We start from the raw sequence: 14,749 nt of genomic DNA, 5'->3' as shown, positions 1-14,749 counted from the left end.
CTGCACATGGCGAGGACGCGGAAAGGAAAGAAGCCCAAGCCCCCTCCGTTGTCCCGCTCGGAGATGATGGCGCGCATCAAGGGGAAGGACACTGTCCCCGAGCTGCTGGTGCGCCGCGCGGCGTGGGCGGCCGGCCTGCGCTACCGCTTGCACGATCGGCGGCTCCCCGGCCGTCCCGACTTGGTGTTCCCCGGGAGGCGCGTCGCCGTCTTCGTCCACGGGTGCTTCTGGCACTGTCACGAGGGCTGTAACCGCTTCAGGATCCCCAAGACCAGGACTGATTGGTGGACAGCAAAGCTTGGACGCAACAAGGCACGCGACGACGAGGTGCGCGGCGCCATTGAGGCGTCCGGGTGGGATGTCGTCGTCATATGGGAGTGCGAGGCTGAACGCCCGGAGCGTTTGGCGGAACTTGTGAAAGGGCTGAAGGCGATGCCGCCCCGATAGGCTCGGCGCCTGTGCACCATACTTCTCCTACAACTCTATCGCGTCGGTCCTGTAATCTGTGCTATGCGGCTAGTTGCCGTTCTTGTCCTCCAGGTTGTTTCTGGGTTCGGGATCGCCCTTTTTGCGCCGCCGCATTGATACAGAGTAACGCATGCCGATCCTAAGCCCAGACCTCATCGGACGAGTGAAGCGCCTGCCGCTGAAGCCGTCGGCGATGGCCGCACTGTTGCCCATGTTCGAGGCGGTCAGCAATGGACTGCACGCCATCGACGACCGGTTTGGCGAGGACGCAAGGCGGCAGGGGCGGATCGACATTGAGGTGCTGCGCGCGGATCCTGGCGTGGCCTCCTCCGCCGTGGCGGGCTTCGTCGTGACCGACAACGGCATCGGCCTCAATGATGACAACTACAAATCCTTTCTACGACCTGATTCCCAGCACAAGATCGGACGTGGGGGGAAAGGAGTCGGGCGGCTCGGCTGGCTGAAGGTCTTCAGGGACATCCGCGTCGACAGCACCTATGAAGCCGAGGACGGAAGCGCCGTCGGACTGAGTGCGCGATCGTTCGACTTTGTCCTTCGGGAGGACGAGCAGGTGGCTCTGCGGGACGGCGCGTCCGTTTCGGCAACTGGCCCTGGGACCCGCGTCAGTCTGAGGGGCTTCGATACAATCTACGGGAACAAATGTCCCTTGGACGCGGCCGCCATACGGCAGCGGATCATCGGGCACTTCATGCAGGTGCTGGCCACCGGCGCCGCGCCGGTGATCACTGTCATAGACGGCGGCGAGGTCACAGACCTGCGGGCGGCGTTCGACGACCTCGTCAGGGACACCAGCGAGCAGGCGGTCACGGTCGTGGCCGAGGACGGCCACGAGATCATCCTGACGGTGCGGCACATGCGTGCCGCGAAGTCCATCAGGCCGGACGCGAACCACAAGAACTACAACTGGCTGTTCATGTCAGCACACCAACGCGCCGTCGACGACGCGCCCATCGACGAGGCCATCGGGCTGAAGTCCCTGCGCGGCGAGGAAGTGTACGTCGGCTGTGTCTACGGCGACTACCTGGACGCGCATGTGAATGCCGAGCGCACTGCCTTCACCTTCGGATCGGACGAGGGGCGTGCCATCCGCCGCGCCCTTGTGGACTCGATCATGGCGTACCTGGGCGACTACGTGGCGGAGGTGAAGGAGCGCAAGAGGGCCGTTGCCCGGCGCGTCATGGGGGAGTACCCGCAGTTCCTCTACCTGCAGGGCGAGATGGAGGCCTTCATCGACAGGCTGGCGCCGGGCGCAGCGTCGAGGGAGCAGGTCTTTGTCGAGATGTGCCGCGACCGCTTTCGGAAGACGAACGCCGCCCATAAGGATGCGGCGGCCCTCAGAAGCGCCCCGGCCTACACTGGCGAGGTGAAGGCACGGATGGAGCAGTACCAGCGCTTCGTGGAGAGGCAGCAGCAGGGCGTCCTGGCCGAGTATGTGCTGCTCCGCAAGTCTGTCATCGACATCCTCGACAGGTACATGGGGTTCCGCGACGATCGCGACTCACACTTCCTCGAGGAGGCCATCCATAAGCTGGTCGTGCCGATGCGGACGGACTCGTCCCGTCTTGAGATCGCCGACCACCAGCTCTGGCTGCTGGACGACCGCTTGGCCTTCTTCGCCTACTTCGCCTCCGACAAGGCGCTGAAGACCTACACGGACGACTCGTCTCTGGACCGCCCCGACATCGCCTTCTTCTACGACACCTGCTTTGCTTGGCAGGAGCAGGAAGCAGGCAACACGGTGGTCCTCGTCGAGTTCAAGCGGCCGGGGCGCGACGATTACAACGGGGCGGAGAACCCCATACGTCAACTCATCGGCTACATTACGAAGATCCAGGGCTCAACGTCGCTGCGCGACGCCCAGGGGCGCGTATTCTCCCCCAGGCTCAAGAACGCGGCCTTCCACTGCTACGTGGTGGCCGACATCACCGACAGCCTGCGCGACGCCTGTCACGGCTATCCGTTCCATCCGACCCCTGACGGAGAGGGGCTTGTCGGGTACTTGAGGAACCCCGATGCCTATGTCGAGATCGTCTCCTACACAAAGATGTTGGGCGACGCGAAGATGCGGAACGCCATCTTCTTTCGGAAGCTTGGGCTGACGGACATCGACCCAAGCGCGCCAACCCCGGGCGAGATCACCGGGGAAGAGGCCGACTTGGAACAGGTCGAATAGGGGGGAGTTTTCTCCTGGAACTTGTCAAGTTGGTGGCCGTTCTTTCGCGCGCCCGTCAAGCGGGGCAGGACGTTGTCCAGCCATGGCGGCGCCTTGTTCGAGAAGGCGTTCGCTGGAGTATGGCAGAGGCGTCGATTGCAATGGGCAGGGATGGAGCCGTCGCGCATCAGATCGTCACTGGCGGCAGAGTCAACTCTCGGTGGCTTCGCGCCCCCGCAACCAACTTTATTTAATCGGCAAGGCCGGCCCCGGAAACGGGGCCGGCCTTGTGCGTTTCAGAGCACAGCGCCAGGATGCCGGCGAGCGCACCGTGCAGGTCCACCCGCAGCGTGCCGTCCTCCGGCGTCAGCACCACGGCCTCGATCAACGACCGGATCAGTTCCGCCGCCTCGGCCTGCGTGTCGGGCGTGGTCAGCGCGTCCTGCAGCGCCGTCACCCGTGCCCGATACAGCTCCGCCATATTGGGGTGGAGGAGGGGACGACGCTTGGCAGGGGCTTCGGCAAGAGCCAGGCGGAGTTCCTCCTGCCGGGCTTCCAGCCGGACCAGCTCGTCCTTTACCGACCGGGCCGGAACTCCCTCCGCGATGGCGTCGACCAGCTTGCCCATGCGCCGCTCGACCCGCGCCAACTCTGCTTTGGCCTGATCCACGGTCGAGCTCTCGGCGGCCAACTGGCGGTTCAGTTCCGCGGCGAACTCCTCGCAGAACACCTTGAACAGCTTCGGCTCCATCAGCCGTTGGCGCAGGCTATCCAGCACCGTCGCTTCGAGCACGTCGCGGCGAATGTTCATCCGGTTGCCGCACGCTGTCGGACCTTTGTTGCGTGCCGCCGAGCAGCCGAACAAGTTGGCGGAAATCTTTGAGTAACCTCCGCCGCAGCAGCCGCAACGAATCAAACCCGACTGCAGGAAACGGGGACGACGTCGATCCCAGAACTCATGCGGACCACCTGCAGCGCCACGCACGTCGTTCATCATCTGCGCTCGGCGCGCCTTCACGCGATTCCAAAGCTCCTGGTCGACGATGCGCAATTCGGGCACCTCCTGCACGACCCACTGGTCGGGTGCGTTCAGTCGCGACACACGCTTCCCACTGTCCGGATCCTTGATAGGGCGATGCGCTTGGGAGACAGCCCGGTTGCGTAATCGCGGAAACCTGTTCAATCACATCGAGCCATCCCCGGTAATGCACCACGTGGCCGACCAGCGGAAACGCGACGTCGATGTCAAACAGGAAACGTGTGCCGTCACCGGATTCGCTGCACTCGATGGTCGGGCGGCTCCAAGCCGGCAGGGGCATGCCGAGCACTCTCCAGCCCACCAGCGACCAGGCAAGCCTGCCCTGCGTCGGCTGCAGCCGGAACAGCAGGTCGAAGGGGCCAAAACGCTCGATCAGCAGCCCGTCGTCACGCTGGCGTCCGGCTTCCATCGTGCTGGCGTACCGGCGCCCGGCGAAGTGGCGGTTCCAGAATTCACGACCCCGGCCATCGGGATGGAAGGAGACACTGACCGGAACGCCCTGTCCGGGCTTGGGCAGGCCGGCGACCTTGCACAGCAGCCAGGCTCCGGGGTTGGCGGCGGCTCGGATGTCGGCCAAGCCGGCGGTGTGGACGCTGGTGGTGAGCGCGTGCAGGGTGCGCACGGGACCGGGCAGCTCGTCGAACGCGGCGCCGAGGATGCGCTGAAACGGGGTCATGGCGACTTTTCTCCTTTAGAATTCCGGTTTGAACACCATCAGCCCGACGAGTGCGACCATCGCCGTGAAGGCGGGCCAGCCGAGCGCGAACCAGATGCGGAAATAGCGGCGGTACAGCGGGGGCAGCGGGGTTCCCGCGGCGACGGCGTCCTCCGCCATGCGCCGCATGCGGATTTGCAGCCACACCACCGGCAGCCAGCACGCGCCGGCAATGGCGTAGAGCACCAGCGTCAGCACGATCCAGCCCGAGCTGAGAGGCCATCCCTGTTCCAGCGCGAGCCACAGGCCGCTGACCGGTTGGATCACCACCGTGGGCGTGGTGAACAGCCAGTCCGCCAGCACGACGTTGCGGTTGGCGACGGCGATGGCGCGCACGTCCTTCGACAGGTTGCTGGCCATGCCGTGGAAGGCGGTTCCCAGGCCCGTGCCGAACAGCAGGATGGCCGACAGGATGTGGATGAGCTTGAGCGTGGTCGCGTCCATATCAGGCCTCCATCGCCATCATCGTCAGCGTCGCCGCGGCGATGGGCAGGTTCTTGAGGAGCGGGGCGAAGGGGTGCGTCCAGTGGTCCAGGGGCAGGCCGGCGGCGATGATGGTGAAAACCGCCATGCTGGCGAGCATGGCGCCGCCGACCGCGACCGGTCGCCAGCGGGCGAGCAGGAGAAGCCCGAGGATGAGGTCGAGACCGGCACCGCCGAAGAGGGCCAGGTCGGCCGGCGGACCCTGCAACCCCACCGACGCGAGCAGGCGGTGGGAGTCCTCCGGCGGATGAAGGCCGAAGGACAGCAGGCCAGTGGCGATCCACAACAGGGCAAGGCTCCAGCGCAACACTGGGTGCAGGAAGTACAAGCGCGCGTGCAGGCGGTCGGCATCGGACGCCGGGTGGCGGGCCAGCACCAGCGGCAGGGCAAGGGGCGCTCGCCCGAGAATGGCGGTGAAGGGCGCCGGGTCGGCGGTGTTGCCGGCCCTCAGCATGGCGAGGGTTTCGCGGTTGACCGGCCCGGCCCGCAGCCGGTCGCCGATGGCGGCGGCGGCGCGGAGAAGCGATTCGGGAACCGGAAGTTGGCGCCGCGGCGGCAGGCCCATCCAGGCCCGCAGCGTCGCGGTCAGGTCGTCGGTGGTCATCGGTTCCGGCCCCACCACGTCGATCCGGCGGGGCAGGGGACCATCCAGAGACACCAGCCGGACCACCAGCGCGGCGAGGTCGTCCACATGCACGGGCTGGACCGTCCAGCGGCCCGGACCGATGCGCGGAGGAAGCGGCAGGACCGCCAGGGCGGAAAACAGCGCCGTGCTGGCCCCGCCGCGGCCGCCGACGACCGAGGGCCGCAACACGCAGCAATCCAGGTCCTGGCTGTTCGCCAGCAGCGCCTCGCCATGGCCCTTCGTGCGCTGGTAGAGAGTCGGCCCATCCAGCGACGCGCCCAGCGCCGACAGGTGGATCAGCCTCGGCACGCCGGCCGCCCGGCAGGCGCGGATCAGCCGATCCGTTCCGTCGGCGTGGACGGCCTCCATGCTGTTGCCGCGGCGGCCTCGCACCAAGCCGGCGGCGTTGATGATCACCTCCTGCCCGGCCAGCGCCGCGGCGAGGGTGGCGGCATCGTCGCGGACCAGATCGAAATCCGAACGTCCAGGCGCGGCCACGCGATGGCCGGCGGCGTCGAGGGCGGCGCGCAGATGCCGGCCAATGAAGCCGCCGCCGCCGATGATCGCAACCGCCCGCAGGCTGGACGGAGAGTCTGTGGACACCGGTAAACCCCCAGTTTCATTCTGTTTCCACCAGGGAATGGCAAAGGCCGTGCCAAAGCCGGAATGCGCGGGTTCCGGGGCTTGGAGCGCGACGGTTGTTAACCGGGGTTGCGAAATGCGCTAGGGTCCCTGTCAACGTTGGATACAGCGGCGTCGGATGAGGGAGTGGTCGGGGTGACGGCATCGGCGGCGCTGGTCGCGGCCATGGGGCTTTGCGCGCTGGGGGGCGCCGGGCTGGCTGCCTTGCTGTGGCGGCATGGAGGGGCGCTTCCTGGAACCAGGCCGCTGGCGGCGTTCCTCCTCCTGGTTGGCGGCTGGTCGGTCGGATTGCTGTTACCCGGCCCGTTCGGTGCGGGGCTGATGGCTCTGGCGCCGCTGGGCGGTGCGGTGTTCGTCCATGTCGCCGCCGCCCTGACGGGGCGTGCCGGTTCGGGGATACGCTGGGCCTATGCGACGGGGATCGCCGCCACGCTCGCTGCGCTGATCGGTGGGGCCGGACGCTTCGTTCCGTGGCCGGGAGTGGGCACGCTGTTCCGGTATGACGGGGCCGGGCTGGTCGCGGTCGCGGCCACGGTGGGGTTGGCGGCGGCGGGGCATTGGCTGTTGCTGGACGAATGGCGCGGGGCCGGCGGTGTGCGCCGCCGGCAACTGACTCTGGTTCTGCTGTCCTCCGCCCTCGGCCTGCTGTCGGTCGGCGGGCTGGCCTTGCCGGTGCTTGGTGTCGACGCCTACCCATGGCCGTTGCTGCTTCTTCCCCTGTACCTGATCGTGCTGGCCTACGCCGTGCTGCGCTACCGGCTGATGGCGGTGAACCGCTGGGCCGTGCGGGCGGTGTGCTGGGGCCTGCTGATCGCGCTGGCGGCACTCGTGTCGGCCCTGAGCGCGGGGATCGCCGCGGAGCGGGCCGGCGCGCCGTTCCTGTGGACCGCCGTCTCTTTGCTGGGCGGGCTTGGCCTTGCCGGACCGCTCCGCCGGCTGGCCGACCGCGTCGTCTATCCCGGCGGTGAGGTGACCGCGGACGATCTGGCCCGCTGGCGCCGGGAATTGCAGGAAGCGGGCGACGAGGCCGCGTTGACGGCGACGGCGGACCGGCTGTTGCGCGAGAGGCTCGCGCTCACCGATGGCGGGGCGCCGGAGTCCTTGGATTCCATTGGCCTGGAGCGCGCCCCGCCCGGCCCGCGCCGCGTGGCCGGGGTGCTGGAGGAGCTGGTGGTGCAGGCCCGCGACGATCTCGACCGGCGCCGGTCCTTCGCCGAACGCCAGCGGCTGGCGGAACTGGGGGCGCTGGCCGCCACCGTGGCCCACGACCTGCGCAACCCCATGAACATCGTCGCGATGGCTGTGGCCGACGCCCCGCCGGAGACGCGCGGCGAGGTTCGGACCCAACTCGCCCGCATGGATGCCCTGGTGCGCGACCTGCTCGACTACGCCAAGCCGTGGCGGGTGGACCTGTCCGAGGTCGATCTCGCGGATGCGCTCGCTGCGCTCGGCGGTGACGTGATGAGCGACATTCCGCCGGGCCTCACGCTGCGCGCCGACCCCGCGCGCTTGCGGCAGGCCCTGGCGAACCTGCTGGACAACGCCGGGGCGGCCGGCGGGCGTGCGCTGGTGAGCGCTGAGCGCGACCCCGGCGGCGTGACGGTCGAGGTGTGCGACGACGGTCCCGGCGTGCCGGACGAGATCCGCGCCTCGCTGTTCCAGCCCTTCGTGTCGCGCAGCCAGGGGGGCACCGGGCTGGGGCTCGCCATCGTCGCCAAGGTCATGGCAGCCCACGGCGGTTCGGTTTCGCTGGCCGAACGGCCGGGTTGGTCCACCTGCGTCCGCCTGAGGTTTCCATCATGAGCACGCTGCTTCTCGTCGATGACGAACCCGCCTTCCTCCGGCTCGCCGCGGCGTGGCTGGAAAAGCAGGGGCACCGGGTGGTCACTGCCGCGGACGGGGCGCAGGCGCGCGACCTCTTCCAGCGGGAACGCCCCGATCTGGTGCTGCTCGACCTCGTCATGCCGCCCGAACGCACGCCGGAGGCCGGGCTGGCCCTGGTTCCCGTCTTCGCCGCGGTGCCGGTGGTCGTGCTGACCGCGCACGCGGAGCATGAACTGGCCCTGCGGGCGGTGGCCGAGGGTGCCTGGGACTTCCTGGCCAAGCCGGTGGAGCCGGAGCTGTTGCGCTTCGTCGTCGCCCGCGCCCTCGCCAAGCAGGGGCTGGAGCGGGAACTCGCCACCCTGCGTGCCGCCCGGACGGAGGAAGACGGGATGGTCGGCGCCAGCCCGGCGATCCTGCGCCTGAAGGAGATGATCCGCCGCATCGGCCCGGCGGAGGTGCCGGTGATGGTGCTGGGACCCAGCGGCAGCGGCAAGGAGCTGGTGGCGCGCGCCCTGCACGCGGCGAGCCCGCGCGGCGCCGGCCCCTTCGTGCCCGTCCATTGCGGCGCCATCCCGGCGGAGCTTCTGGAAAGCGAGCTGTTCGGGCATCTGAAGGGCAGCTTCACCGGAGCCCATCAGGACCGTCCGGGGCTGTTGGCCGCCGCGCATGGCGGAACCCTGTTCCTCGACGAGGTCGGCGAGATGCCGCCGGCCATGCAGGTCAAGCTGCTGCGCTTCCTTCAGGAAGGCGCCTACACCCCGGTCGGCGGACGCCAGCCCCGGACGGCGGATGTCCGGGTGGTCTCGGCCACCCACCGCGACCTGGAGGCCATGGTGGCGCAGGGATCGTTGCGGGAGGATTTCTATTACCGTCTCAAGGGGCTGATCCTGCGCACGCCGGCCCTGGCGGAGCGCCGCGAGGACGTGGCGCTTCTGGCCGTCCGTTTCCTGACGGACGCCTCCCGGCAGCGGCTGCGCTTGGCGCCGGACGCGCTGGCTTGGATGGCGGAGCAGGAATGGCCGGGCAACGTCCGCGAATTGCGCGCGGTGGTCACGACCGCCGCCGCGCTGGCCGAGGGAGATGTCGTGACGGTGGCCGACCTTGCCTTTGCCCGCAGCGGTGATCCGGATGCCCTCGCCCCGGCCCCGCCAGCCACCTTGGCCGACGCTGTGGCGGCCCTGGAGCGCCGGATGATCACCGCCGCCCTGACCGCCACCGGGAACAACCACAGCGCCGCCGCGCGCCGGCTCGGCCTGTCGCGGGTGGGGCTTTTGAAGATGATGACCCGGCTGGGGCTGCGGCGGTCCGCTCCATAACCCTTGGCAAACTTGCTGGTTAGGCGTCGTCGTCCGGCCGGGCAAGCCTGACCTCGAACAGGGCACCGCGCTCCGCAGGCCGAAGCGCGATGGACCCGCCATGCGCCTCGACGATCCCACGCGCGATGGCGAGGCCGAGACCGGTGCCGCCGCTCTGCCTTGCGGTCGTGAAGAAGGGCGTGAAGATGCGGCCGGCGTTGGCGGGCGACACGCCCGGCCCGTCGTCGGACACCCGCAGAACCGCGCCGTCGCCCTCCGGCGTCAGCGCAACCTCCACCCGAGCCTCCGGGCCGGCATGGCGGCGGGCGTTCTCGATCAGGTTCGCCAGGACGCTTTCCAGCGCCTCCGTTCCCATGGCGACCGGAAGCGACGGGGGAAGGGAGGCCATGGCGCCGTGGCGGGCGGCAAGACGGGCCGCGACCGGCACGGCGTCGGTCGCCACCTCCTCGGTCACCCGCAGCATGTCGGCCCGCGCCAACTCCAAGAGACGGCGGACGAGGCGCGACAGCCGCTCGGCCTCGGCGTCCATGTTGGCCAGGAAGTGGTCCCGCTCCTCCGCCGACATCGTGTCCAGATGATCGCGAAGCAGCTCCACCGTGCCGCGGATGGTGGTCAGCGGGGTCTTGAACTCGTGCGAGACATGAGCGGCGAAGTCGCGGATGTAGTCCGCCCGCTGCTCCAGCGTCGTGGCCATGCGGGTCAGCGCGTCCGACAATTCGGCCACCTCGCGCACGATCGGGCGCTGCACGGGGGCCATCACGCCGCGCTCGCCGTCCGCCGTCCGTTTCGCCAGCGCGGTCACGGCGCGCAGCGGGCGGCTGATGGCGACGGTCCCGAGACGCGCCAGCACCCCCACCGACGCGAGCAGAACCACCGCCAATCCGGCGAGGTGCCAGCGCTTGCCGTACAGGGTGTCGGTCAGGCTGCGCGGCGTGCGCGACAGCACCACGACCCCGACCACGCGGCCCTCGTCGAGCACCGGATGGGCCGTGGAAATGCGCAACGAGCGGCTGCGTTCGGGCGCGGTGCTTCCCTCCGCCCGCCCCTGGTGGCGGCTGTTGCGTTCGCGCAGCACGCTGGTCGCGTTGCCCGCCAGGGCGTGGCTGACCTCCTCCTGCGCGGCCAGGGACAGGCCAAGATCCTCCCCGGTGCTGGCGACGACGATGCCCTGGGGATCGGTGACCCGCATTCCGGCGAGCGTGACGCGCTGCGCCTCGCGCAGGATCGGCCCCAGCGAGGCTCCCGCTGTCTGGGAAGCGGGGGCGGGCATGGTCTGCACCAGGGCGGGGTCGGGGGCGGCAGGCAGGATCGGGTCCTCCGCCAGATCCAGCCCGGCGAAGCGGGGCGTCCAGGGCGCGTCGAACCCCGGCGGGTGCGTCCAGGGAGGATCGACGGGCGGACCCAGTTCCTCCGTCCGCCCCCCGGCACGCCGCCACGCATCGCGGTAGACGGCGGCGACCACGCCGGCCTGGGCGATCAGCTCCGATTCCGTCTGGCGGAGCAGGGCGCTTTCGTAAAGGCGCAGGAACCACAACCCGCTCAAGGGCAGGGTCAGGGCCGCGAGCGTCATCACCAGCAGCACTGTTCCGATGGACAGGCGCCCCGTGGGCCGGCCCAAGATTGGCCGGTTCAAGATTGGCCGGAACCGCCTCATCGGCAATCCGACAGCTTGTAGCCCAGCCCGTGCACGGTTTCGACGGGGGTGCCGCCCACAGCCAGGAACTTGGCCCGGACCCGCCGGATGTGGCTGTCCACCGTGCGGTCGGCGACGTAGCGCTCGGTGGCGTAGGCACCGTCCATCAGGGCGTCGCGGCTGAACACCTTGCCTGGACGTTCGGCCAGGGTGCGCAGGAGGCCGAACTCGGTCGCTGTCAGGACCACCTCCGCCTCGTCCCAGAAGGCGCGGACACCGTCCAGGTCCAGCCGCAGGCGGTTGTGCCGAAGCTCCGGTGGCGGCGGTGGTGGGGGAGACGATGGCTCCGATGGGAGCGCGCGCCGCAGCACCGCCTTGACGCGCGCCACCAGCTCACGCGGGGAGAAAGGCTTGGTGACATAGTCGTCGCCACCAAGCTCCAGCCCCAGAATCCGGTCGATCTCGTCGTCGCGCGACGACAGGAAGATGATCGGTACCCGGCTGTCGCGGCGCAGCCGGCGGCAGACCTCCGTGCCGTCCATCTCCGGCATGGCGATGTCCAGGAGGACAAGGTCGGGTGCGTCCTCCCGCGCCAAATGGAGCCCGCGCGCGCCGTCCCCCGCCTCCATGACGGCGAATCCTTCCCGCGCCAGGGCGAAGCGGACGATGTCGCGGATGTGGGGATCGTCGTCGATCAGCAGGATCTTGGGCATGGCGGCCTTGGGCAGGGGCGGCGCCACCTTATCCGAAAAGCTGCACGGGTTCTGCACACAGTTTCCTTCCTGGTTGCACGGCGGCGTCATCGCCGCGGCACGGCGCCCCGTCAAGGTGACGGCACAACCCGGCCGGGCCGGCCGCTAGCCGCCCGCCGCCGCTTCGTGGCCCCGCCCCAGGAGAATTCGCTTGAGCATGCCATCCGAACCACCGATGCCGAACTGCGCGGCACCGCCGCTCCGCCGCCGATTGCCCAAGCTCGGACCGATCGCACTGATCCTGCTGGCAACGCTGGCTGCGGGGTGGCCGATTGCGGCGCTCATCGGGGAACGTGAAACGCGTCAGGCCGGCCTGCGGGCGGATTTCATGAAAAGCTGGGGACCGGACCAGACCGTGCAGGCGCCGGTCCTTGTGGTGCCCTACGTCGATGCCGGCGGACTCTCGCGCCACTATCTGAAGATCGCTCCGGAATCCCTGTCCACGACGGTTGGGCTGGTTCCGGAACGGAGGACGCGCGGCTTGTTCTCCGCCACCGTCTACACCGCGTCGGTCGGGATGGCCGGGATATTTTCCATACCATCCCAGTCGAACGTCGAGGAGCGGGTCGGGCGTGGCGCCACGATCCTCTGGAAGGAAAGCCTGCTGTCGCTGGAGGCGTCGGCTCTGACCGGCATGACCACCGGCGACCATGCCGCCTGGGATGGGGCGGCGATCCCGTGGCGCAACTGCGGCGAACTGATCGACCCGATCGAAGAATGCCGGGACTCCCTTCTGGTGGCCCGGCCACCGGCGGCGGCGATCCCCGCGGCGGGCCGCAGAATCCCGTTCCAGGCAACCATGACTTTGCGCGGAACCGGCGCGTTCCGGCACGTTCTGATGGGACGGCAGGCCGAGTTGGTCATCGCCGCACCCTGGCCGACGCCCGGCTTTGCCGGCGGCGCGCTGCCGTCGGACTCGACCGTCACCGACGCGGCGTTCGAGGCGCGCTGGCGCAGCGTGGGCTATGGCCAGCCGTCACTCTGGACCGCCTCCCGCCTGTCCGAGACCCTGACCGAGGCGCGCGCAGCCCCGGTGGGTGTCGACCTGCTGGAGGCGGTGCCAACCTACCGGATGATCCATCGCACGTCGAAGTACGGCATCCTCTTCGTCGTGCTGTCCTTCACCGTCTACGGGCTGATGGAACTTCTGTCGGTGGCGCGCATCCACGCCGTCCAGTATGGGCTGCTGGGGGCGTCAGTGACGCTGTTCCCCCTGTTGTTGGTGTCCTTCGCCGAGCCGTTGGGCTATGCCGCCGGCTATGGGATCGGTGCCGCCTTCGTCCTGACCCAGGCGTCGCTCTACACCGCGGCGGTCACCCGGCGTATGGTCCCGACAGCAATCTTCGCCACGGCGCTGGGTGGCCTGTTCGGGTTCCTCTATGTGCTTCTCAGCCTGGAAACCTATTCCCTGCTGGTGGGGTCGGTCGCGCTGTTCCTGGTCCTGTCCGCGGTGATGGCGGTGACCCAGCGCGTGGACTGGCGGGCGGGCGAGGGATGAGCCGCGTGATCGGCTGGTGCCTTGGCCTGCTGCTGGTCGCCGCCGGGGCCAACATCCACGATCCTTACCTGATGGCGGTGCGCGGCTGGTCGGGTCCGGTCATCGCGGCGGCCGGGCTCTGCGGCCTGCTGATCGTGCTGAGGCGCGGAGTCAGGCAACGGGTGGCGATGCTGGCGCTCTGGGCCGCGGTTCCCCTGGCGGTGCTGGGGGCGGAGGGCGTGTTCCAGGCGCGCAAGGCGGCCGTCCTGTCGGCGCCGGAGGCGGTGGCGTCCGAACTGGGCCGGCATTTCATGGTCGGTTACGAACGGGTTGAGGAGGTCGAAGGGCTGGCCGCGCGCGGCTTGATCGGCGGCATCTTCGTCTCGCGGCGCAATCTGGCCGGGCGGACGGCGGAGGAACTGCGCGACGAGATCCGCCGGTTGCAGGACATCCGTCGGCGCGCTGGGCTCCCCCCGTTGCGGGTGGCCGCCGACCAGGAGGGCGGGATCGTGTCGAAGCTGTCGCCGTGGCTTCCCAACCGCCCGGCCCCCTCCGCGCTGGCCGGCATGCCGCCTGACGAGCGGCGCGCCGCCGCGCGCGCCTTGGGCCGCGACCATGGCCGGGACCTGCGGTCGCTCGGCGTCACGATCAACTTCGCGCCGGTGCTCGACCTCCGAACCGATAGGGCGCCCGACCCGCTGGATTTCAACAGCCTCATCGCACGGAGGGCGATTGCGAGCGACCCGGCGGTCGTCGGGGACGTTGCCGCCGCCTACGCCGACGGGCTGGCCGAGACCGGCGTCCAGCCGACCGTCAAGCATTTCCCCGGCCTGGGCCGCGTCGGCACGGACACCCACCATTTCCGAGCCGCCATCGGGGACAGCCGTGAAACGCTGGAATCCACGGACTGGAGACCTTTCCGTCAGGTTCTGGCGGGCAACCCGCAGGCGCTGCTGATGGTCGGCCATGTGATCCTGAGCGCCGTCGATCCCGACCGCCCGGCGTCCCATTCGCACCGTGTGGTGGATGGGGTGATCCGCCGGGACTGGGGCTACGACGGTTTGGTCGTCACGGACGATCTGGTCATGACGCCCGTCTATCAATACGGCCTGTGCCGGGCGGTGGAGGAGGCGCTCAACGCCGGGGTCGATCTGTTGCTCCTCGCGTTCGACGGCGCGCAATACTACCGGGCCATGGCCTGCGCCACGGACGCGGCGAGGCGTGGTGAACTTCACCCGACCGCACTCGCCGCCAGCCGCGAGCGGCTGGGCCGCAATTCCGCCGATGCGTTGCCATAGCGCGATCAACTAACCGCATCGTCTAAGGGGGAGGTGGGTGACTGCGTGGAGCAAACAAAGGCGGTTGCGCGCGCTCCGCTACCAACATAAAGCCGCTAATTTCATTGTTAAATAGCAGGATTTTTGCTGTCCTTGTACTGCCTCCAAACACCCTTTGTGGCAGCGTCGTGGAAGCACCGGAACGGAAATTCCTGGATAGATACGGCGGGCAGGATTGCGCTGTTGCGATGTCTGATACCAAGTCCTGCGGAGTACGATTCATGATGCCGCCGCCCTTCGTGGCTTGCCCGTTCCTCTCACGACC

General features: G+C 69.0%; 12 protein-coding genes. 6 read left to right on the top strand and 6 right to left on the bottom strand.

From position 1 onward, the window contains the following. The first annotated feature begins 6 nt into the window (after nt 1-6). Complete coding sequence (locus TSH58p_RS23295; protein ID WP_109469449.1) at nt 7-447, top strand: very short patch repair endonuclease; 441 nt, start codon at nt 7-9, stop codon at nt 445-447. Nucleotides 448-598: 151 nt separating this feature from the next. Next, the gene (locus TSH58p_RS23290) at nt 599-2,662 is read left to right on the top strand and encodes a hypothetical protein (RefSeq protein ID WP_146205991.1); all 2,064 of its coding nucleotides are present in this window, start codon (nt 599-601) and stop codon (nt 2,660-2,662) included. 229 nt (nt 2,663-2,891) lie between these two features. Here the strand turns inward: TSH58p_RS23290 and TSH58p_RS23285 are convergent, their stop codons facing one another. Genes TSH58p_RS23285 through TSH58p_RS23270 form a run of 4 tightly spaced genes read right to left on the bottom strand, consistent with a single transcriptional unit; the run spans nt 2,892 to nt 6,106 of the window. Beyond that, the gene (locus TSH58p_RS23285; RefSeq protein WP_162600082.1) at nt 2,892-3,692 is read right to left on the bottom strand and encodes a zinc ribbon domain-containing protein; all 801 of its coding nucleotides are present in this window, start codon (nt 3,690-3,692) and stop codon (nt 2,892-2,894) included. Then, nucleotides 3,598-4,356 carry a DUF4166 domain-containing protein gene (locus TSH58p_RS23280; RefSeq protein ID WP_109070115.1) on the bottom strand — a complete coding sequence of 253 codons (759 nt, stop codon included), beginning with the start codon at nt 4,354-4,356 and terminating at the stop codon, nt 3,598-3,600. Before TSH58p_RS23280 ends, TSH58p_RS23285 begins: the two co-directional genes overlap by 95 nt. Nucleotides 4,357-4,371: 15 nt before the next feature. Next, entirely contained in the window at nt 4,372-4,839 is a 468-nt protein-coding gene (locus tag TSH58p_RS23275) for a DUF2269 domain-containing protein (RefSeq protein ID WP_109070116.1), read from the bottom strand. Nucleotide 4,840: 1 nt separating this feature from the next. Next, nucleotides 4,841-6,106 carry an SDR family oxidoreductase gene (locus TSH58p_RS23270; protein ID WP_199230131.1) on the bottom strand — a complete coding sequence of 422 codons (1,266 nt, stop codon included), beginning with the start codon at nt 6,104-6,106 and terminating at the stop codon, nt 4,841-4,843. 174 nt (nt 6,107-6,280) lie between these two features. On the opposite strand from TSH58p_RS23270, the gene TSH58p_RS23265 reads away from it, so the two are divergent. Both TSH58p_RS23265 and TSH58p_RS23260 read left to right on the top strand, forming a co-directional pair. Beyond that, a complete protein-coding gene (locus tag TSH58p_RS23265) occupies nt 6,281-7,948 on the top strand; it encodes a HAMP domain-containing sensor histidine kinase (RefSeq protein ID WP_146205867.1) in 1,668 nt (555 codons plus the stop codon). Further along, nucleotides 7,945-9,285, top strand: coding sequence for a sigma-54 dependent transcriptional regulator (locus TSH58p_RS23260; protein WP_109070118.1), 1,341 nt, complete (start codon nt 7,945-7,947; stop codon nt 9,283-9,285). The genes TSH58p_RS23265 and TSH58p_RS23260 overlap by 4 nt, the downstream gene beginning before the upstream one ends. Nucleotides 9,286-9,304: 19 nt before the next feature. On the opposite strand, the gene TSH58p_RS23255 is transcribed toward TSH58p_RS23260, so the two are convergent. Together TSH58p_RS23255 and TSH58p_RS23250 are read right to left on the bottom strand one after the other, a co-directional pair. Continuing rightward, entirely contained in the window at nt 9,305-10,903 is a 1,599-nt protein-coding gene (locus TSH58p_RS23255; protein ID WP_247874042.1) for a HAMP domain-containing sensor histidine kinase, read from the bottom strand. Between the two features lie 32 nt (nt 10,904-10,935). Next, the gene (locus TSH58p_RS23250) at nt 10,936-11,631 is read right to left on the bottom strand and encodes a response regulator transcription factor (RefSeq protein WP_109070172.1); all 696 of its coding nucleotides are present in this window, start codon (nt 11,629-11,631) and stop codon (nt 10,936-10,938) included. A 184-nt stretch (nt 11,632-11,815) separates the two neighbouring features. On the opposite strand from TSH58p_RS23250, the gene creD reads away from it, so the two are divergent. Further along, entirely contained in the window at nt 11,816-13,168 is a 1,353-nt protein-coding gene (gene creD, locus TSH58p_RS23245) for a cell envelope integrity protein CreD (RefSeq protein WP_371732461.1), read from the top strand. Next, nucleotides 13,165-14,445 (top strand): glycoside hydrolase family 3 N-terminal domain-containing protein, encoded by a 1,281-nt coding sequence (locus tag TSH58p_RS23240; RefSeq protein WP_109070121.1) that lies wholly within the window; start codon nt 13,165-13,167, stop codon nt 14,443-14,445. The genes creD and TSH58p_RS23240 overlap by 4 nt, the downstream gene beginning before the upstream one ends. Nucleotides 14,446-14,749 lie beyond the last annotated feature (304 nt).

It is taken from the genome of Azospirillum sp. TSH58, assembly GCF_003119115.1.
Classification (GTDB): Bacteria; Pseudomonadota; Alphaproteobacteria; order Azospirillales; family Azospirillaceae; genus Azospirillum.
This window is presented reverse-complemented; position numbering and strand designations above follow the sequence as displayed.

Coding starts and splice junctions, on each gene's coding strand:
- TSH58p_RS23295 (WP_109469449.1), top strand. CDS start 7: ATGGCGAGGACGCGGAAAGGAAAGAAGCCCAAGCCCCCTCCGTTGTCC.
- TSH58p_RS23290 (WP_146205991.1), top strand. CDS start 599: ATGCCGATCCTAAGCCCAGACCTCATCGGACGAGTGAAGCGCCTGCCG.
- TSH58p_RS23280 (WP_109070115.1), bottom strand. CDS start 4,356: ATGACCCCGTTTCAGCGCATCCTCGGCGCCGCGTTCGACGAGCTGCCC.
- TSH58p_RS23275 (WP_109070116.1), bottom strand. CDS start 4,839: ATGGACGCGACCACGCTCAAGCTCATCCACATCCTGTCGGCCATCCTG.
- TSH58p_RS23260 (WP_109070118.1), top strand. CDS start 7,945: ATGAGCACGCTGCTTCTCGTCGATGACGAACCCGCCTTCCTCCGGCTC.
- TSH58p_RS23250 (WP_109070172.1), bottom strand. CDS start 11,631: ATGCCCAAGATCCTGCTGATCGACGACGATCCCCACATCCGCGACATC.
- TSH58p_RS23240 (WP_109070121.1), top strand. CDS start 13,165: ATGAGCCGCGTGATCGGCTGGTGCCTTGGCCTGCTGCTGGTCGCCGCC.